Consider the following 17,665-nt stretch of genomic DNA (forward strand, 5'->3'; position numbering starts at 1 on the left):
CTCAGATCGCCCCGAGCCTTTTGGCTGAGAACTCACAAAATTGATAGTTTAGGTCAATACCAAAGGCTGGCCGCTCGGCGTTAACCGCGGCGGTGAGCGTCGTACCAGTGCCAGCAAAGGGATCTAGTACTTCATCACCTTTCTCCGTCGAGCAATCGATGGCCTTTCGTGCCAAAGCTTCCGGAAATGCTGCATTGTGCAAACCCTTTGAAGAGTTTGGCTTTACAGGTATGCGCCAAACATCCTCGCTTCCACCCAATGCGGTCCTAAAAAATTTGTAGCGAGGCTTTTTTGAGAACATGAACAAGAACTCGTATGAGCGCCAAGGCCGATCCTTGGCCGTAGGTTCAGGTAACCCATTTGAACGCTCCCAGACAATCGGAGAACGCAAAATCCAGCCATCGGAGATCATACGCAATGCCACGCGCCAAGGAATGCCTATGGTTGTCTTCCTAGGAACGCCGAGTCCACTCGCATCAACGGCACGAAGACCGAACCGACGAGCCTTACTTTTCGCGTCAGTTCCCTTGGGGAGACCCTTTGCCGAATAGTAGGTATCTCCTAGATTGAGGAATAGTAAACCATCATCCTTGAGGACGCGCCGCACCGATTTCATCGAATCTGCTATAGCTTCAACGTATCCATCAATGGTCGGCTCAAGGCCTATTTGGCCATCAACTTTATAGTCTCGCTGCCAATAGTACGGTGGCGAAGTTACTACGCACTGAAAACGATTTTTATCTAGATTTGCGAGCACCTCATTTATGTCACCTCTATGAACACGCCAAGGGATAGCTTTCTTTGTTTCGCCTAACCATTCGGTGATCATGATCTCAGCACTTAGCTGTCCCCCATCTTCAGCGCCTCGATGAACGCCGCCTGGGGGATGTCGACCTTGCCGAACTGGCGCATGCGCTTCTTGCCCTCTTTCTGCTTTTCGAGCAGCTTGCGCTTGCGGGTGACGTCGCCGCCGTAGCACTTTGCCGTCACGTCCTTGCGCAGCGCCGAGATGGTCTCGCGGGCGATGATGCGGCCGCCGATGGCCGCCTGGATCGGGATCTTGAACATGTGCTGCGGGATCAGCTCCTTCAGCTTCTCGCACATCACCCGGCCGCGCTTTTCCGCCGCCGAGCGGTGGACCAGCATGGAGAGCGCGTCGACCGGCTCGTCGTTGACCAGGATCGACATTTTTACCAGGTCGCCCTCGCGGTAGTCGGTGAGGTGGTAGTCGAACGAGGCGTAGCCCTTGGAGATCGACTTGAGGCGGTCGTAGAAGTCGAACACCACCTCGTTGAGCGGCAGGTCGTAGACCAGCATGGCGCGCTTGCCGACATAAGAGAGGTCGGCCTGCACGCCGCGGCGGTCCTGGCAGAGCTTCAGGATGGAGCCGAGATAGTCGTCGGGGGTCAAAATGGTGGCGCGGATCCACGGCTCCTCGATGGCCTCGATCTTGACGAGGTCGGGCATGTCGGCCGGGTTGTGCAGCTCCTTCACGGTGCCGTCGGTGAGCCGCATGCGGTAGACGACGCTCGGCGCGGTGGCGATGAGGTCGAGGTCGAACTCGCGCTCCAGCCGCTCCTGGATGATCTCCAGATGCAGCAGGCCGAGGAAGCCGCAGCGGAAGCCGAAACCCAAGGCAGCGCTGGTCTCCATCTCGAAGGAGAAGCTGGCGTCGTTGAGCCTGAGCTTGCCCATGGCGGCGCGCAAATCCTCGAAGTCGGCGGCGTCGACCGGGAACAGGCCGCAGAACACCACCGGCTGCGCCGGCTTGAAGCCCGGCAGCGGCTTTTCGGTGGGGCGGCGGTCCTCGGTGATGGTGTCGCCGACGCGGGTGTCGGCCACCTCCTTGATCGAGGCGGTGATGAAGCCGAACTCGCCGGGGCCGATCTGGTCGGCCTGCACCATCTTGGGCGTGAAGAAGCCGGTGCGCTCGACGGGATAGCGGGCGCCGGTGCCGATCATGCGGATCTGCTGGCCTTTTTTCAGCACGCCGTCGATGACGCGCACCAGCACGATGACGCCGAGATAGGCGTCGTACCAGCTGTCGACCAGCATGGCCTTGAGCGGCTTTTGGGCGTCGCCCTCGCGGGGCGGAGGGAGCTGGGTGACGATCGCCTCCAACACCTCCTCGATGCCGATGCCGGTCTTGGCCGAGATGAGCACGGCGTTGCTGGCATCGAGGCCGATCACCTCCTCGACCTGCTCCTTGATGCGCTCGGGCTCGGCAGCGGGCAGGTCGATCTTGTTCAAGACCACGACGATCTCATGGTTGGCGTCGATCGCCTGGTAGACGTTGGCCAGCGTCTGCGCCTCGACGCCCTGGCTGGCGTCGACGACCAGCAGCGAGCCTTCGCAGGCGCGCAGCGAACGCGACACCTCGTAGGCGAAGTCGACATGGCCGGGCGTGTCGATCAGGTTCAGGATGTAATCCTGGCCGTCCTGTGCGCGGTAGTTGAGGCGCACCGTCTGCGCCTTTATGGTGATGCCGCGCTCGCGCTCGATGTCCATGTTGTCGAGAACCTGCTCCTTGCCGGCCATCTCGCGGGCGTCGAGGCCGCCGGTGAGCTGGATGAGGCGGTCGGCGAGCGTCGACTTGCCATGGTCGATATGGGCGACGATGGAGAAGTTGCGGATGTTCTTGAGCGGCGTGGTCATGGTCCGCGCCTATAACGCATTCGCGCGGAAAGGGAACAGGCTGTTTTGCCGCCGGGCTGCGGGATCGCGCGGGTTTCGGGCGTTTGCGCCCGCCCGGTGGCTGCGGCCCCTTCCCTTTTGCGCGCCGTCGCGGCATGTCTGGTGCATGAACCCTGACGATCCCATCCAGATCGCCGACGGCGTCGTCATCCATGCCGATGACCTCGCGGAGACTTTCATCCGCGCGTCCGGGCCGGGCGGGCAGAACGTCAACAAGGTGGCGAGCGCCGTGCAGCTGCGCTTCGACGCCGCGAATGCGCGCGGCCTGCCGGAGCGCGTGCGCGAGCGGGTGCTGGCGCTGGCCGGCCAGCGCGCCACCAAGAACGGCGTGGTGGTCATCGAGGCCGACCGCTTCCGCACCCAGGAGCGCAACCGGATCGACGCCCGCCAGCGCCTGGCGGCGCTGGTCGCCAAGGCCGCCGAGCCGCCGCCGCCGCCACGCAAGAAGACAAGGCCGTCGAAGGGCGCGGTCGAGCGCCGGCTGAAATCCAAGGCCGGCCGCTCCACGGTGAAGCGGCTGCGCGGCAGGGTCAGCGACGACTGAGCCGCCGCCCGGGCGCGATCGCTTCGGCGCGGATGCGTGGATGACGAGGCTGCATATTGGGGAGGGGCGGCTCCGAACGCGGCGGGAAATTAAACATCCGGGCAGTCGGCGGGTGCGCCGGGCTTTTCATCCCGGCGATTTCAGGGCAGATTCCGTAGGCAATGCAACGGCTAGGGAGTGCCACGGCCATGGGTATGTTCGACTTCATGAAGAGCGTCGGCAAGAAGCTGGGCTTCGGCGAGGATGACGACGATGCCGCCAAGACCGAGGCGCTGAAGAAAGAACTGCAATCGCACAATCTCGGCACCGACAAGGTCGATGTCGCCGTGAAGGGCGACAAGGTGGTGCTGAAGGGCGTGGTCAAGGACCAGTCGGCTTTCGAGAAGGCGGTCATCGCCGTGGGCAATACGCTCGGGGTCTCGTCGGTCGAAGCCGACGAGCTCAAGGTGGTGGCGCCGGAGTCCGGGCTGAAGCTGGAAAGCACCGACATGACGGCGCTGGTCAAGGCGGCGACGCCGGCCAAGGCGCCGGTGTTCTATACGGTGAAGAAGGGCGACAACCTCTGGAAGATCGCCGAGGCGCAGTACGGCAAGGGCAAGGGCGCCAAGAACACCATCATCTTCGACGCCAACAAGCCGATGCTGACGCATCCGGACAAGATCTATCCGGGCCAGGTGCTGCGCATCCCGGACATTGAGACGGCCTGAGCTTCGGACGAACGAGCGGCGGGTGCATGACCCCGCCGCCTTCCGGCAAGGGTGAGGCCGCAGAACCTATGTGAGCACAATGGTTGCCAGCACAGCCGCGATGCTCGATCGATGGCTGGAGGACAATTCCGGTCGTCTTGCCGGCAGATTCCAGCCGCAACGGATCGGCAACTGGACGCTTTGCGACCAGCAGGGCATTGCGCTGGACCTTGACGGAGAGCTCGTAATGGGGCGTGTGACGGTCTGGCCGGAAATGGTCTCGGAGATCGAGGCGCTGGCCGTACAAACGGAAGAAACGCTTTTCTGTTGGTCGTACATGCCAATGTCGACAGCGCTGCTCGACGAATGGCTGTCGGGACTCGAATTCCATTCGGGACTAGGCGATTGCCCGGCGCCCGCGCGGCATCGGAGCGGCGTTGTCTAACCGAGCATAGGCAGGCGATCCGATTCTATGCCGATCTAACGAGGAAGCGATATGCTCGTCCTGCCAGCGGGCGTCAGGCACATGCCGGGCTATTTCGACCGGGAGGCCCAGCAGTATCTGGTCGAGGCGATCCGCGAGGTAGTGCGCGGCGCCCCGCTCTACACGCCGGCCATGCCGAAGAGCGGCAAGGAGATGAGCGTGCGCATGACCAATTGCGGCGCGCTCGGCTGGGTGACCGACAAGCAGCGCGGCTATCGCTACCAGGCGACCCATCCGGTCACCGGCGAACCGTGGCCGGCAATCCCCGAACGGCTGCTTTCGCTGTGGAGGGACGTCGCGGACTATCCGCATCCGCCGGAAGCCTGCCTCGTCAACTTCTATTCCGGAACCGCGAAAATGGGCCTGCACCAGGATCGTGACGAGAGGGATTTCGCTGCGCCGGTGGTGTCGGTGTCGCTCGGGGACGCCTGCCTGTTCCGCGTCGGCCAGACGACGCGCAACGGGCCGACGGAATCGTTGCGGCTGGAGAGCGGCGACGTGGTCGTGCTCGGCGGCGAAGGCCGGCTCTGCTTCCACGGCGTCGACCGTGTCTATCCGGACACGTCGACGCTGCTGCCGAAGGGCGGCCGCATCAATCTCACGCTGCGGCGGGTGACGGTGCCGAGGCGGGCCGAAGCTCCGGCGTGAGGAGCGGCTGCCTGCTTCGACGGTCGGCGCCGACGATCCACGGGCGACCGCCGGCATTATCCGTGCGGGTGCCCGCGGTCGCTACAGCTTGCGCAGCGCCACTTCCTCGATCAGGTGATCGGCGCCCTTGCGCAGGATCAGGTCGGCGCGCGGGCGCGTCGGCAGGATGTTCTCGCGGAGATTCTTCAGGTTGATGTTCTGCCACAGCCCCTCGGCGATGGCCTGCGCCGCATCCTCCGACAGTTGCGAGTAGCGGTGGAAGAAGGACTGCGTGTCGCGGAAGGCCGTCTCGCGCAGCCGCATGAAGCGGGCGATGTACCAGTCGTGGATCAGATTCTCGTCGGCGTCGATGAAGATCGAGAAATCGAAGAAATCCGACAGGAACGGCACGTATTTGCCGTCCTTCGGCAGGTCGCGCGGCTGCAGCACGTTGAGCCCCTCGAAGATCAGGATGTCGGGCCGGTCGATGGTGACGAACTGGCCGGGAACCACGTCGTAGGTGAGGTGCGAATAGACGGGCGCGCGCACATGGGCCTCACCCGACTTGATCGCCGACAGGAAGCGCAGCAGGCCGCCGACGTCGTAGCTGTCGGGAAAGCCCTTGCGCTCCATCAGCCCCTCGCGGCGCAGCACCTCGTTGGGATGGAGGAAACCGTCGGTGGTGATCAGGTCGACCTTGGGGCTCGACGGCCAGCGCCGCATCAGCTCCTTGAGCAGGCGGGCGGTGGTCGACTTGCCGACCGCGACCGAGCCGGCCATGCCGATGATGAAGGGCGTCTTGCGCACCTCGCCGGCGTTGAAGAAGGACTGGCGCTGGCGGAACAGCAACTGGCTCGTCTCGACATGGGCGGAGAGCAGCCGCGACAGCGTCAGGTAGATGCGCCGCACCTCGTCGAGGTCGACGCGGTCCTGCAGCGAGCGCAGGCGCTCGACCTCCTCGGCGGTCAGCGTCAGCGGCGTGTCGGCGCGGAACTCAGCCCATCGCTCGGCGGAAAAGAAACGGTAGGGGGAGTATTTTTCCGACCGAACGAGCTGATCCATCTGATCTCCTCGACGTTAGAGCGGAACGCCATCAAATGAATCGGCATTCCGCTCTATCTCTTGTTCTGCCGCATGACCTGTGTCCGGAAAGTCTGCAACTTTTCGGGATCATGCTCTAGGCCGCCGGCGCTAGGCGCCGGCGCGCGATGCCTTTTCGGCTACTCCCGAGCGGGCCGTCCGGCGCTCGAGCTCGGCAAGAACGTCGGACAGCGGCACGCCCGAAATCGCCAGCACCACCAGCAGGTGGTAGAGAAGGTCGGCGCTTTCCGAGACCAGCTCCGCGCGGTCGCCGCGGACTGCCGCGATGACTGTCTCGACCGCTTCCTCGCCCAGCTTCTTGCCGGCCCTGTCGATGCCGGCCGAAAACAGCTTTGCCGTCCAGGAGGAGGCGGAATCGCCCTGGCTGCCGCGCTCGGCGACGATCTTCTCGAGGTCGGAAAGGCTGAACCCGCTCATCGAGCGCCGTTTAGGCTGTCCGCGGGGCGCTGTCGAGTCGCATCGCCAGGCCGGCGTCAGCCATGTGCCGCTTGGCCTCGGCGATGGAATAGGTGCCGAAATGGAAGATCGAGGCGGCGAGCACCGCGGTGGCATGGCCGTCGCGGATGCCTGCGACCAGATGGTCGAGCGTGCCGACGCCGCCGGAGGCGATGACCGGCGCGCGCACCGCGTCGGCCACGGCGCGCGTCAGCGCGATGTCGTAGCCGGCCTTGGTGCCGTCGCGATCCATGGAAGTGAGCAGGATCTCGCCGGCGCCGCGATCGACCACCTTGCGCGCGAATTCGACGGCGTCGATGCCGGTTTTCTCGCGGCCGCCATGGGTGAAGATCTCCCAGCGGCCGGCCTCGCCGGGCGCGGAAACCTTCTTGGCGTCGATCGCCACGACGATGCACTGGTTGCCGAACTTGTCGGCGGCCTCGGCGACGAAATCCGGGTTCTTCACCGCCGCCGTGTTGATCGACACCTTGTCGGCGCCGGCCAGAAGCAGTTTTCGGATGTCAGCGACCTGGCGCACGCCGCCGCCGACGGTGAGCGGCATGAAACACTGCTCGGCGGTGCGCGCCACCACGTCGAAGATGGTCTCGCGGTTGTCGGAGGAGGCGGTGATGTCGAGGAAGCACAGCTCGTCGGCGCCGGCGGCGTCATAGGCGCGCGCCGCCTCGACCGGATCGCCGGCGTCGATCAGGTCGACGAAGTTGACGCCCTTGACGACGCGGCCGTCCTTCACGTCGAGGCAGGGAATGACACGGGATTTCAGGGTCATGCGGGAGCTCAGCCTTCGATGCCGGCGTAGAGTTCGGATAGTTGAAGCGTGATGCCCAGTCCGGCCAGCGACACGGTCTCGCCACGGCCTTCGATCATGTCCGGCTCGGTCCAGGCGCCGTCGTCGGCGCGCGACCAGAGCCACAGTCGCGGCTCGTCCTGTGCGAGAACGAGATAGTGGCGCAACGAAGCCAATGCCAAATAGTCGCTGGCCTTAGTTCCGAAATCCTCTGCCACGCTGGCCGGCGACAGGATTTCCGCCACCAGAAGAGGTGCTGAGGTCGCCAGCGCCTTGCCGTCCCCTGCGGTCGGTTCTACCAGAACGTCGGGATAACGGACGCCATCTCGAGTCCGCACGCCGAAATCCGTTGCACCGATGTCGTAGGCTTCCAGGCCAAGCTGCAACACCAGTTGATGGGTGAGCCGGGTGGCAATACGCCAATGGTTCCTGGTGACGTTAATCATCATTTCGACCACCCTCCCCCTTACGAATTCGCGCTTGCCCTCGCGCCCCTCGTTCCAGCGCAGGAATTCGTCCGCCGTGGTCGGAAGTTTCGACTGGATGTTCATGGGGTCAGATTATCAAATCCGCTCCAGCGCGGCGAGCAGTTCGTTGAGCAGTTCGCCGACCAGCGGCGGCACCTCGGCCTTGGGATCATAGGCCGGGTCGTAGGCGGAGATGGTGACGCCGGCGACCGGGATCGACCTGGCTACGCCGCAGGCCATGCGCCGCAGCTCCTCCGGGCTTGGGCCGCCCGGCGTCGCGTAGCGGTTCGCCTGCAGAAGCGCCGGGTCGTGCACGTCGAGGTCGAGATGCAGATGCGCCTTGGTCGCGCCGGCTGCCTTGAGCTTCTCCACCTGGGCGACCGCATCGCCGCATGGGGCCCTCAGGATGGGCAGGCTCTCCAGCAGCCGTTTTTCGTCGGGATCGAGGTCGCGGGCGTCGACCAGCAGGCAGCGCGCCGGGTCGATCGTGTGGAATCCGGGGATCGATGCGGTGAGAGGACGCCAGCACAGGCCGAGCACCGTCGCCAGAGCCATGCCGTCGAGATAGCCCCAGGTCGAGGTCTCCGGCGTGTTGATGTCGCCGTGCTGGTCGGCCCAGACGATCGCATCCGCCCCCTCCCCGGCCACCGCGCCGGCGGCCGTCAGGCAATTGCCGGCCAGCACCACCGGAAAACGGCCTGCGGCGATGCTCTCGCGGACCTTTTCGGCCACCGCGCGGCAGACGGCGAAGCCGGTGGTGATCTCGCGGCCCTGCGCGTCGCCCACCTCGCCGATGTCCTCGACCGCCACGTCGTGACCGTTGAGGGTGAGCGCCTCGACCAGCCCGCCGGCCAGGATCGCTTCCGGGCCGAGGCCCATGCCGGCATGATGGTGACCGCTGTCGTAGGGCGCCAGAACGAGCGTAAGCCGCATCAGACTGTCTCCTATGCCGCCTTCAGGATCGCCAGCGCCTCGGCCGGATCGATGCGGCCGTCATAGAGGGCGCGTCCGGAGATGGCGCCTTCCAGCTTTTTCGCATCCGGCATGGTCATGCGACCTATATCGGCGAGCGAGGCGAGGCCGCCCGAGGCGATGACCGGGATCGACACCGCTTCGGCGAGCGCGATGGTGGCTTCCCAGTTTATGCCGGCCAAGACGCCGTCGCGATCAATGTCGGTGTAGATGATGGCGGCAACGCCGGCGCCCTCGAATTTTTGCGCCAGCTCGACCGCGCCGAGCGACGAGGCCTCGGCCCAGCCCTCGACCGCGACCTTGCCGCCGCGGGCATCAATGCCAACGGCGATTTTTCCGGGAAACAGGCGACAGGCCTCTTTCACCAGTTCTGGATCGCGCACAGCGACCGTGCCGAGGATGACGCGGGCAAGACCTTTTTCCAGCCAGGCATCGATATGAGCGAGCGTGCGGATGCCGCCGCCGAGCTGCACCGGATTTTTGGTCGCCTTCAGGATCGCCTCGACGGCCGCGCCGTTGCGGCTCTCGCCGGCGAAGGCGCCGTCGAGATCGACCACATGCAGCCACTCGAAGCCCTGGTCCTCGAAGGCTTTTGCCTGCGCGGCCGGGTCGGTGTTGTAGACCGTGGCCTGCGCCATGTCGCCGAGCTTCAGGCGCACGCATTCGCCGCCCTTCAGGTCGATCGCCGGGAAAAGGATCATGGTGTCACGCACCTTCGACGATGACGAAATGGCCGGTCGAGGCGGCGAGGCGGTATTTCAGCGCCTCCTGATATTCGGGCGAGTTGTAGCAGGCCAGCGCCGTCTCGTAGGACGAGAACTCGACCACCACGTGGCGGTTCCCGGTCGGACCTTCCGGGTTCGCATATTGTCCTGCCCGCACGACGAACTTCGCACCGTATTTGGCAAAGGCGGCGGCATTGGTCTCGATGTATTTCCCGTAGGTCTCGGGATCGGTCACGTCGACCATCGCGACCCAATAGGCTTTTTTCGTCATGGCTTCCACCTCAGGAAGTTGGCGATCAGAGCGAGGCCGAGGGCCTGGCTCTTTTCCGGATGGAACTGCGTGCCGGCAAGATTGTCGCGGCCGACCGCCGCGGTCACCGGGCCGCCATAGTCGGTTACCGCCAGAACCTCATCTTCACGCAAAGAATCAAGATGATAGGAATGCACGAAATAGGCGTGCAGGCCGCCCTCGCCCGTCGGGATGCCGGCAAACAGCGGATGCGGATGTTTCACGTGAATCGTGTTCCAGCCGATCTGCGGGATCTTCAGCGCCGGGTCGGCCGGCTCGATCTCCTTCACATCGCCGGCGATCCAGCCGAAGCCGCGCGTCACCGTCTTTTCCAGACCACGCTCAGACATCAGCTGCATGCCGACGCAGATGCCGAGAAACGGTCTTCCGCGCTCGATCGCGGCTTCTTCGACCGCCTCCCACATGCCGTCGACGGCGCGCAGTCCGGCGGCGCAGTCGGCATAGGCGCCGACGCCCGGAAGCACGATGCGGTCGGCGCCGCGCACGCGCCCGGCATCCGCCGTCAGCTCGATCTCGGCGGCGATGCCGCCCTCGCGCGCCGCCCGCTCGAACGCCTTCACCGCCGAGCGCAGATTGCCGGAGCCATAGTCGATGATGGCGACACGCATCAGGCGCCTCCGGGATAGTGCAGCAGGCCGAGCGCCGGGCCGGTGGAGGGTCGTGGCGCGGCATGGCGCGCCGGCCGAGGTTCGGGAGGGCTCGCGACGTGATCGTGCGGCAAGGAGGCCGCTCCGACCGCCTCGGTGGCGTAGCGGATCTCGGCGTCGGCGATCCTGTCGGCCTCGACGGCGCCCCATTCGCGCCAGCCGCGGCGACGCAGCGCCGCCATCCTGAGCGCCGCGCCCTCCAGCCCGACATAGACGGAGACGAGCAGCGACAGCGCCGAGCCGGCAGGGCCGAGGCCGAGCAGCTCGCCGACGGCGCCGATGCCGAACATGGTGGCGAAGACCAGCACCGCCTCGATCACCAGGCCGTGCCAGAGCAGCCAGAGCGGCGGGACGAGGAAGCCGAGCACGGCGAAGCCGTCGCGGACGATGCGCGCCTCGGCGACCGCATCGCTGCCCAGCGCACCGTCCGGCTCGAAGATGACGAAACGGGCCATGACTATCCCTTCAGGCTGCCCTTGGTGGACGGGATGGCGTCGGGCTGGCGTGGGTCACGCTCCAGCGCGGCGCGCAGCACCCGGGCGACCGCCTTGAAGCAGGTCTCGGCGATATGATGGTTGTTGGCGCCGTAGAGATTGGCGACATGCAGCGTGATGCCGGCATTCTGCGCCAGCGCATGGAAGAACTCGCGCACCAGCTCGGTGTCGAATGTGCCGATCTTGGGCGAGGAGAAGGCGACGTTCCAGACGAGATACGGCCGGCCCGACACGTCGACTGCGGCGCGCGTCAGCGTCTCGTCCATGGCAAGGTCGAGCGAGGCGTAGCGCATGATGCCGCGCCGGTCGCCCAGCGCCTTGGCCAGCGCCTGGCCGAGCGCGATGCCGGTATCCTCCACGGTATGATGGTCGTCTATGTGCAGGTCTCCCTCGGCCCTGATCTTCATGTCGATCAGCGAATGGCGGCAGAGCTGGTCGAGCATGTGGTCGAAGAAGCCGACGCCGCTGGCGATCTCGGCCTTGCCGGTGCCGTCGACGGCGATCGAGACGGAGATGCGCGTCTCCCTGGTCGAGCGGGTGACGTCGGCGGTGCGGGCGGCGGCCATGGGCGGTCCTTGCTGCTGGCGAAAGCGCGAGCCTTGTAACAGCATGGTCGGGGGATTGAAAGTTGGGCCGCGTGGCGGCTGAAACGCTTAGCCGTTGTTCTCCCAACAGACTGGAACGATCGCAAGGTCGGCAATCGCGACATAGATCTTGCCGGTGCGAACGATGGCCTTCCCACTCACTTCGTAGCCGCACACCTCCGGCCGCCGGGTGCCATTTCCATAGGGGTCCTCGGCTTCGTATACGTCAAAGCATGCGTCAGCGTCGTCGCAGCGGGAGAGCATGACCCTTGGCGCACCGAGAGGTAGCGGGAATGATCGGTCGAAGGTATCCGAAATGCACTTTTCCATGGCTCTTCGGTCCGGGCAGGCGGCAGGGAGCACGAGCAAAGACGGCCATTGAATATTGCACTGTTCCTGGACAAGGATCGCCGGCAAATTCGGATCGGAACCCACCTCGCCATGCACGGCCTTGTTGCAAACTTCGGCTATCCTTTTCAGAGTGGGAATTTCGCCCTGAATCGCCGTCACCTGCTCGCCCGCGGCGGCAGCAAGGTTTGCCAAGACTGAAAGCCAAGCTGCGAGGGCACCGATAATGCGCATGGCTCATCGATCGTCGAAAGCAGGGTTTTGTCAACACAATCGCGAGGAGTGCTACAATTTGCATTCCCTCATCCGCGGCATACATATGGCGCATCAAACCCTCGTGTCGCGCGGATCGCCGCCTGCCGGGACCGCGCGGAATCGGAGCAAGACATGTCGAACGAACTGACCATGCACGCCACCACGATCGTGACGGTGCGCAAGGGAGGAAAGGTCGTGATCGCCGGCGACGGCCAGGTGAGCCTCGGCCAGACGATCATGAAGGGCAATGCCAGGAAGGTGCGCCGCATCGGCAAGGGCAATGTGATCGCCGGCTTCGCCGGGGCGACCGCGGACGCCTTCACGCTGCTGGAGCGGCTCGAGGCGAAGCTCGAGCAGTATCCGGACCAGCTCACCCGCGCCGCCGTCGAGCTCGCCAAGGACTGGCGCACCGACCGCTATCTGCGCCGGCTGGAGGCGATGATGCTGGTCGCCGACAAGAACGTCTCGCTGGCGCTGACCGGCACCGGCGACGTGCTGGAGCCGGAGCACGGCGTGATGGCGATCGGCTCGGGCGGCAATTATGCGCTGGCGGCGGCGCGCGCCCTGATGGACAGCGACAAGGACGCCGAGGAGATCGCCCGCAAGGCGATGCAGATCGCCGCCGACATCTGCGTCTACACCAACGGCAATTTCGTCGTCGAAACGCTCGATGCCGGCTAAGACAGCGCCGCGCTACCGCTTCCGGCCGGTGACCGAGCGGGATTTTCCCCTGCTCGGGCGCTGGCTGCGCGAGCCGCATGTGGCCGAGTGGTGGGACGACGCCGACGAGGAGCTTGAAGCGATCCGCGAGCACATGGACTCGATCTCGGTCGAGCCGCTGATCGTCGAGCTGGACGGAAAACCGATCGCCTATCTGCAGAGCTACGACCCGCATCTGGAGGACGACCACCCCTATGCCGACCAGCCTTTCGGCACGCTCGGCCTGGATCTCTCGATCGGCGAGCCGGAACTGGTCGGGCAGGGTCACGGCTCGGCGCTGCTCGCGCAGTTCATCGAAGAGCTCTTTGCAGAAGGCACGCCGCGCGTCATCATCGATCCCGATCAGGCCAACAAGCGGGCGATCCGCGCCTATGAGAAGGCGGGGTTCAGGCCGATCGGCGAGCGGACCTCGCAATACGGCCATGCGCTGCTGATGGCGCGGGACAACGAGGAGGGGGAGCTTTCTCCATGACGACGCTACCGGCGCCGGCGGACGATCCCGGGATCGCGGCGAAGAAGCGCGTCTTCCTCGCCGGGCTGCTGCTGGCGGCGGCGCTGGTCGCCGCGCAGGGCGTGGCGCTCTACCTGATGGGCCAGCCCCTCATCTGCAAGTGCGGCTATGTGAAACTCTGGCACGGGGTGGTGCAGAGCAGCGAGAACAGCCAGCATCTCGCCGACTGGTACACCTTCTCGCACGTCATCCACGGTTTCCTGTTCTACGGCCTGCTCTGGCTGGTGATGCCGCGCGTCAATGTCGGCCTCAGGCTCGTCGGCGCGGTGATCATCGAGGCGGCCTGGGAGCTGCTCGAAAACACCGACTTCATCATCAACCGCTATCGTGAATCGACGATCTCGCTCGACTATTTCGGCGACAGCGTCATCAACTCGGTGTCCGACACGCTGTGGATGGTGCTGGGTTTTGCTCTCGCCGCGCGGCTTCCTATATGGGTGACGGTGGCGCTCGCGGTCGTTTTCGAGATCGGCGTCGGCTACGTCATCCGCGACAACCTGACCCTCAACATCATCATGCTGCTGTACCCGCTGGACGCGATCAAGCAGTGGCAAAGTGGATTGTAAGAAGTACCATGACCACCTTCTCCCCCCGCGAAATCGTCTCCGAACTCGACCGCTACATCATCGGCCAGAAGGACGCCAAGCGCGCCGTCGCCATCGCGCTGCGCAACCGCTGGCGCCGGCAGCAGCTGGAGGGCCAGATGCGCGAGGAGGTGATGCCGAAAAACATTTTGATGATCGGCCCGACCGGCGTCGGCAAGACCGAGATCTCGCGGCGCCTCGCCCGGCTCGCGGGCGCGCCCTTCGTCAAGGTCGAGGCGACCAAGTTCACCGAGGTCGGCTATGTCGGCCGCGACGTCGAGCAGATCGTGCGCGACCTGGTCGAGGTCGCCATCGGCCTGACGCGCGACAAGATGCGCGAGGACGTCAAGGCGCGCGCCCATGTCAACGCCGAGGAGCGCGTGCTGGAAGCGCTGGTCGGCAAGACGGCAAGCCCGGCGACCCGCGACTCCTTCCGCAAGAAGCTGCGCGACGGCGAGATGGATGACAAGGAGATCGAGGTCGAGGTGGCCGACACCGGCACGGGCGGCATGCCGAGCTTCGAGATCCCCGGCATGCCCGGCGCCAATATCGGCGTGATGAACATCAACGACATGCTGCAGAAGGCGATGGGCGGCAAGCGCACCAAGTCGCGCAAGACCACCGTCAAGGAATCCTACGAGCTTTTGATCAACGACGAGTCCGACAAGCTGCTCGACCAGGACGAGGTGGTGCGGCGCGCGCTGGAATCGGCGGAGAATGACGGCATCGTCTTCCTCGACGAGATCGACAAGATCGCGGCGCGCAGCGACGTGTCCGGCGGCCCGTCGCGCGAGGGCGTGCAGCGCGACCTGCTGCCGCTGGTCGAGGGCACGACGGTGGCGACCAAATACGGGCCGATCAAGACCGACCACATCCTGTTCATCGCCTCCGGCGCCTTCCATGTGTCGAAGCCGTCCGACCTCTTGCCGGAGCTGCAGGGCCGCCTGCCCATCCGCGTCGAATTGCGCGCGCTCGAGAAGGAAGACTTCATCCGCATCCTGACGGAGACCGAGGCCAGCCTGATCAAGCAGTATGTCGCGCTGATGAGGACCGAGGGCGTCGAACTCGACTTCACCGACGACGCCATCGACCAGCTCGCCGGCATCGCGGTGGACCTTAACGCCACGGTGGAGAACATCGGCGCCAGGCGGTTGCAGACGGTGATGGAGCGGGTGCTCGACGAGATCTCCTTCGCCGCGCCGGACCAGTCGGGCAGCAAGGTGACGATCGACGCCGCCTATGTGCAGAAGCATGTCGGCGACCTGTCGAAGAACACCGACCTGTCGCGCTTCATCCTGTGACGATACCGGCCGGCTGCCGCGCGGCGGCCGATCAAGACAATGCCCGAGAGAAAACCGCTCGACGGATGCGGGCGCTTTTTCTAGTTTGTCGGGACAGGCAGGGCTCGGGCACGTGCGGCAACTTCTACGACAGTTCTTTCTCACCCTTGGGGTGGCCACGCTGGCGCTCGTAACGGCCGACGGGCCCGCGACCGCCCAGACCCTCGTCCCGCCCGGCAACGTCCATGCCGAGCAGCCGCCGATCCCCGGCGCTTCGTCACGACGCACCAAGTCGGGCGGCACGACGTTCGACGCGAAATACCGCAAGGTCTACCGGCTGCTGAAGACCGACGCCAAGCTGAGGAGCAAGATCAAGGAACAGGCCGCCGCCTACGGCATCGACCCGATGCACATGGTCGGCGCCATCGTCGGCGAGCACACCTACAACGTCGATGCCTACGACCGGCTGCAGACCTACTACGTCAAGGCGGTATCCTACCTCTCCAGCAAGCTGCATTTCGCCTATGAAGGCGAGGACGTGACCGACTTCATCCAGCGGCCGCAATTCCAGACCTGCGCGGACCAACAGGGCAGCGATGCGCTGTGGACCTGCCGCGAGCAGGTGTGGAACCGCGACTTCCGCGGCAAGACCGTGGACGGCAAGGCATTCCCCGACAACCGCTTCAGCGCGGTGTTCTTCCAGCCCTTCTATGCGGGCCAGACCTTCGGCATCGGCCAGCTCAATCCGCTGACCGCGCTGCAGATGAGCGACCTCGTCCACGAGGTCTCCGGCCTGCCGCGGCTCGACGCCGGCAACCCCAACCAGGTCTACGAGACCATCATGGAGCCGGACCTGACGCTCGCCTATGTGGCGGCGACGCTGAAGTCCGCGATCGAGGCCTATCGCGACATCGCCGGCTTCGACATCTCGCAGAATCCCGGCATCACGGCGACGCTCTACAACACCGGCAACCCGGAAGAACGCGCCTATTTCCTGCGGACCGAGAACGAGGCGCGCGTCGCCGAGGGCAAGGAGCCTCGTTTGCCGGAGGAGAACTATTACGGCTGGCTGGTCAACGAGAAGCTGCCGGAGCTGCAGGCGCTGTTCTGATGGAACTCAACTCGGTGGATCATATGCCGGCGGTCTCCTTGCTACAACAAGACCGGAATCAGGGTCTGTGACCGTCGCTGATAGCAGACTTCGTTCAAGGTGTATCTGCTTGACCGAGGCAAGCATGTTCTTACCGACCACACCTGCCATTTCCTTGCTATGACCGGCGTTGGGAGGAGAAATGACTTTGATCTTCTTCGTTGGAAATTCCTGACGTACCATTCGAATAGCTGGAGTAAGATCGCTGTCGCGGCTCATAATGAAAGCTTGATCGTAGTTGTCTTTGTAGGCCTGATTGAGGAGCCAAAGTGCTATATTGACGTCCGTTTCTTTTTCTTCGTGTGACCTGAACGGCTTTCCACATTTCTTGCAGAGAATATCCTTCTCCTTGAATCGTCCGATTATGGGCGTAACGCCTCGCGCTTTTAAAGCCTCAACATATTGCCGATGCCGTAGATGGGCATCGGGCAGCCACGTCGCGAAAGCGGAAAAATAGTAGATGGCGCGAATTTCGTGTACCGAAGGATCGGTAAACGTCTCAATCAGCTTTCGGAGGTCAACCCATTTCAAATGGGGACGACCAAGCCTCGATATCGCGTGATACAAGTTGAAGCCGTCAATAAAGCATGCAACCCGAGTCCGTTCTCCCATTTTCCCCCCAGAAATGAGAACCCCCGAGCCGAGGCCCGGGGGAGGCGCCGCAGCCGAGGCCACGACGGGATTACGTGTGCATATATAGGTGATTTGCCTAGGCAATGTAAAGACGAATCACCTTGAATAGACTCGATTTCGGCAAATTGTCAAGGAATGACATGCATATTGTGGGCAATCTCCTATGACACACAAAAGGCTCTCCAGAATATCGCAGCGTTCTGACCCTTACCTAAAGTCAGCGCCGCCAGGGGAAGATTGCCCGCAGCGCCGGGTCGCGCAGCCACAGGCCGCCCCACATGAGCAGGCCGAGATAGACCGAGAACAGGACGTGGCTGAACAGCGGGTTGCCGACGCGGATCTGCGTCGCCATCGCGCCGCCGAGAATGCCCATGGTCAGCACCGCGCCGAGGACGCTGGTGCGCGAATAGAGATAGAGCAGCACGCAGGCGAGTTCGATCACGCCGATCATCACGGCGTAACCGGCCGGCCAGCCGAGCTGCGCCATGGTTTCCTCCGCCACCGGCATGCCGAACAGCTTCGGCGTCACCGACGCTCCCAGCATGAACAGCGCGTAGAGGCCGGTCAGGATCCAGCCGGCAATCGTCATCATGCGTCGGTTCATTTCAT

Annotated in this window: 24 protein-coding genes; 9 read left to right on the forward strand and 15 right to left on the reverse strand. The window is 64.3% G+C overall.

Going from position 1 to position 17,665, the window contains the following annotated elements; genetic code table 11:
- Position 1: 1 nt before the first annotated feature.
- Both C7I84_RS20985 and lepA read right to left on the reverse strand, forming a co-directional pair.
- A complete protein-coding gene (locus tag C7I84_RS20985; protein WP_106774176.1) occupies positions 2-829 on the reverse strand; it encodes a DNA-methyltransferase in 828 nt (275 codons plus the stop codon).
- 11 nt (positions 830-840) lie between these two features.
- Positions 841-2,655 (reverse strand): translation elongation factor 4, encoded by a 1,815-nt coding sequence (lepA, locus tag C7I84_RS20990; protein WP_106774177.1) that lies wholly within the window; start codon positions 2,653-2,655, stop codon positions 841-843.
- A 145-nt stretch (positions 2,656-2,800) separates the two neighbouring features.
- On the opposite strand from lepA, the gene arfB reads away from it, so the two are divergent.
- The 4 genes from arfB to C7I84_RS21010 all read left to right on the forward strand — a co-directional run bounded on the left by arfB (position 2,801) and on the right by C7I84_RS21010 (position 5,056).
- Entirely contained in the window at positions 2,801-3,238 is a 438-nt protein-coding gene (gene arfB / locus C7I84_RS20995) for an alternative ribosome rescue aminoacyl-tRNA hydrolase ArfB (protein ID WP_106774178.1), read from the forward strand.
- Positions 3,239-3,426: 188 nt separating this feature from the next.
- Positions 3,427-3,945 (forward strand): peptidoglycan-binding protein LysM, encoded by a 519-nt coding sequence (gene lysM / locus C7I84_RS21000; RefSeq protein WP_106774179.1) that lies wholly within the window; start codon positions 3,427-3,429, stop codon positions 3,943-3,945.
- Positions 3,946-4,024: 79 nt separating this feature from the next.
- Complete coding sequence (locus tag C7I84_RS21005) at positions 4,025-4,369, forward strand: immunity protein TriTu family protein (protein WP_106774180.1); 345 nt, start codon at positions 4,025-4,027, stop codon at positions 4,367-4,369.
- Positions 4,370-4,420: 51 nt separating this feature from the next.
- Positions 4,421-5,056 (forward strand): alpha-ketoglutarate-dependent dioxygenase AlkB family protein, encoded by a 636-nt coding sequence (locus C7I84_RS21010; RefSeq protein WP_106774181.1) that lies wholly within the window; start codon positions 4,421-4,423, stop codon positions 5,054-5,056.
- Positions 5,057-5,137: 81 nt separating this feature from the next.
- On the opposite strand, the gene coaA is transcribed toward C7I84_RS21010, so the two are convergent.
- The 11 genes from coaA to C7I84_RS21065 form a co-directional block, all read right to left on the reverse strand.
- The gene (gene coaA, locus C7I84_RS21015) at positions 5,138-6,097 is read right to left on the reverse strand and encodes a type I pantothenate kinase (protein ID WP_106774182.1); all 960 of its coding nucleotides are present in this window, start codon (positions 6,095-6,097) and stop codon (positions 5,138-5,140) included.
- Between the two features lie 129 nt (positions 6,098-6,226).
- Complete coding sequence (locus tag C7I84_RS21020; protein ID WP_106774183.1) at positions 6,227-6,553, reverse strand: phosphoribosyl-ATP diphosphatase; 327 nt, start codon at positions 6,551-6,553, stop codon at positions 6,227-6,229.
- A gap of 10 nt (positions 6,554-6,563) precedes the next feature.
- Entirely contained in the window at positions 6,564-7,358 is a 795-nt protein-coding gene (hisF, locus tag C7I84_RS21025; RefSeq protein ID WP_106774184.1) for an imidazole glycerol phosphate synthase subunit HisF, read from the reverse strand.
- An 8-nt stretch (positions 7,359-7,366) separates the two neighbouring features.
- Positions 7,367-7,927 (reverse strand): Uma2 family endonuclease, encoded by a 561-nt coding sequence (locus C7I84_RS21030; RefSeq protein WP_106774185.1) that lies wholly within the window; start codon positions 7,925-7,927, stop codon positions 7,367-7,369.
- A gap of 12 nt (positions 7,928-7,939) precedes the next feature.
- Positions 7,940-8,776 carry an arginase family protein gene (locus tag C7I84_RS21035; RefSeq protein ID WP_106774186.1) on the reverse strand — a complete coding sequence of 279 codons (837 nt, stop codon included), beginning with the start codon at positions 8,774-8,776 and terminating at the stop codon, positions 7,940-7,942.
- Positions 8,777-8,787: 11 nt separating this feature from the next.
- Positions 8,788-9,516: a 1-(5-phosphoribosyl)-5-[(5-phosphoribosylamino)methylideneamino]imidazole-4-carboxamide isomerase gene (gene hisA, locus C7I84_RS21040; protein ID WP_106774187.1), complete on the reverse strand. Its 729-nt coding sequence runs from the start codon at positions 9,514-9,516 to the stop codon at positions 8,788-8,790.
- Positions 9,517-9,520: 4 nt separating this feature from the next.
- The gene (locus tag C7I84_RS21045) at positions 9,521-9,811 is read right to left on the reverse strand and encodes a DUF1330 domain-containing protein (RefSeq protein WP_106774188.1); all 291 of its coding nucleotides are present in this window, start codon (positions 9,809-9,811) and stop codon (positions 9,521-9,523) included.
- Positions 9,808-10,458 carry an imidazole glycerol phosphate synthase subunit HisH gene (gene hisH, locus C7I84_RS21050; protein WP_106774189.1) on the reverse strand — a complete coding sequence of 217 codons (651 nt, stop codon included), beginning with the start codon at positions 10,456-10,458 and terminating at the stop codon, positions 9,808-9,810. The genes C7I84_RS21045 and hisH overlap by 4 nt, the downstream gene beginning before the upstream one ends.
- On the reverse strand, positions 10,458-10,952 hold the full coding sequence (locus tag C7I84_RS21055) for a DUF2628 domain-containing protein (protein ID WP_106774190.1): 495 nt from the start codon (positions 10,950-10,952) through the stop codon (positions 10,458-10,460). The genes hisH and C7I84_RS21055 overlap by 1 nt, the downstream gene beginning before the upstream one ends.
- A 2-nt stretch (positions 10,953-10,954) precedes the next feature.
- Complete coding sequence (gene hisB / locus C7I84_RS21060) at positions 10,955-11,557, reverse strand: imidazoleglycerol-phosphate dehydratase HisB (protein ID WP_106774191.1); 603 nt, start codon at positions 11,555-11,557, stop codon at positions 10,955-10,957.
- Positions 11,558-11,644: 87 nt separating this feature from the next.
- Positions 11,645-12,157 (reverse strand): hypothetical protein, encoded by a 513-nt coding sequence (locus C7I84_RS21065; protein WP_106774192.1) that lies wholly within the window; start codon positions 12,155-12,157, stop codon positions 11,645-11,647.
- 153 nt (positions 12,158-12,310) lie between these two features.
- Here C7I84_RS21065 and hslV point away from each other — a divergent pair, with 153 nt between their 5' ends.
- The 5 genes from hslV (at position 12,311) to C7I84_RS21090 (ending at position 16,384) form a co-directional block, all read left to right on the forward strand.
- The gene (hslV, locus tag C7I84_RS21070; RefSeq protein ID WP_106774193.1) at positions 12,311-12,859 is read left to right on the forward strand and encodes an ATP-dependent protease subunit HslV; all 549 of its coding nucleotides are present in this window, start codon (positions 12,311-12,313) and stop codon (positions 12,857-12,859) included.
- Positions 12,849-13,370 (forward strand): GNAT family N-acetyltransferase, encoded by a 522-nt coding sequence (locus tag C7I84_RS21075; protein WP_106774194.1) that lies wholly within the window; start codon positions 12,849-12,851, stop codon positions 13,368-13,370. Before hslV ends, C7I84_RS21075 begins: the two co-directional genes overlap by 11 nt.
- Complete coding sequence (locus tag C7I84_RS21080) at positions 13,367-13,975, forward strand: DUF2585 domain-containing protein (RefSeq protein WP_106774195.1); 609 nt, start codon at positions 13,367-13,369, stop codon at positions 13,973-13,975. The genes C7I84_RS21075 and C7I84_RS21080 overlap by 4 nt, the downstream gene beginning before the upstream one ends.
- A gap of 8 nt (positions 13,976-13,983) precedes the next feature.
- On the forward strand, positions 13,984-15,294 hold the full coding sequence (gene hslU / locus C7I84_RS21085) for an ATP-dependent protease ATPase subunit HslU (protein ID WP_106774196.1): 1,311 nt from the start codon (positions 13,984-13,986) through the stop codon (positions 15,292-15,294).
- Positions 15,295-15,445: 151 nt separating this feature from the next.
- A complete protein-coding gene (locus tag C7I84_RS21090; RefSeq protein ID WP_245428534.1) occupies positions 15,446-16,384 on the forward strand; it encodes a DUF1402 family protein in 939 nt (312 codons plus the stop codon).
- Positions 16,385-16,390: 6 nt separating this feature from the next.
- Here C7I84_RS21090 and C7I84_RS21095 read toward each other — a convergent pair whose 3' ends face one another.
- Both C7I84_RS21095 and C7I84_RS21100 read right to left on the reverse strand, forming a co-directional pair.
- Positions 16,391-17,035, reverse strand: coding sequence for an NYN domain-containing protein (locus tag C7I84_RS21095; RefSeq protein WP_133170128.1), 645 nt, complete (start codon positions 17,033-17,035; stop codon positions 16,391-16,393).
- 238 nt (positions 17,036-17,273) lie between these two features.
- Positions 17,274-17,660: a DoxX family protein gene (locus C7I84_RS21100; protein ID WP_106774199.1), complete on the reverse strand. Its 387-nt coding sequence runs from the start codon at positions 17,658-17,660 to the stop codon at positions 17,274-17,276.
- Positions 17,661-17,665 lie beyond the last annotated feature (5 nt).

The organism is Kumtagia ephedrae (genome assembly GCF_003012745.1).
Classification (GTDB): Bacteria; Pseudomonadota; Alphaproteobacteria; order Rhizobiales; family Rhizobiaceae; genus Kumtagia; species Kumtagia ephedrae.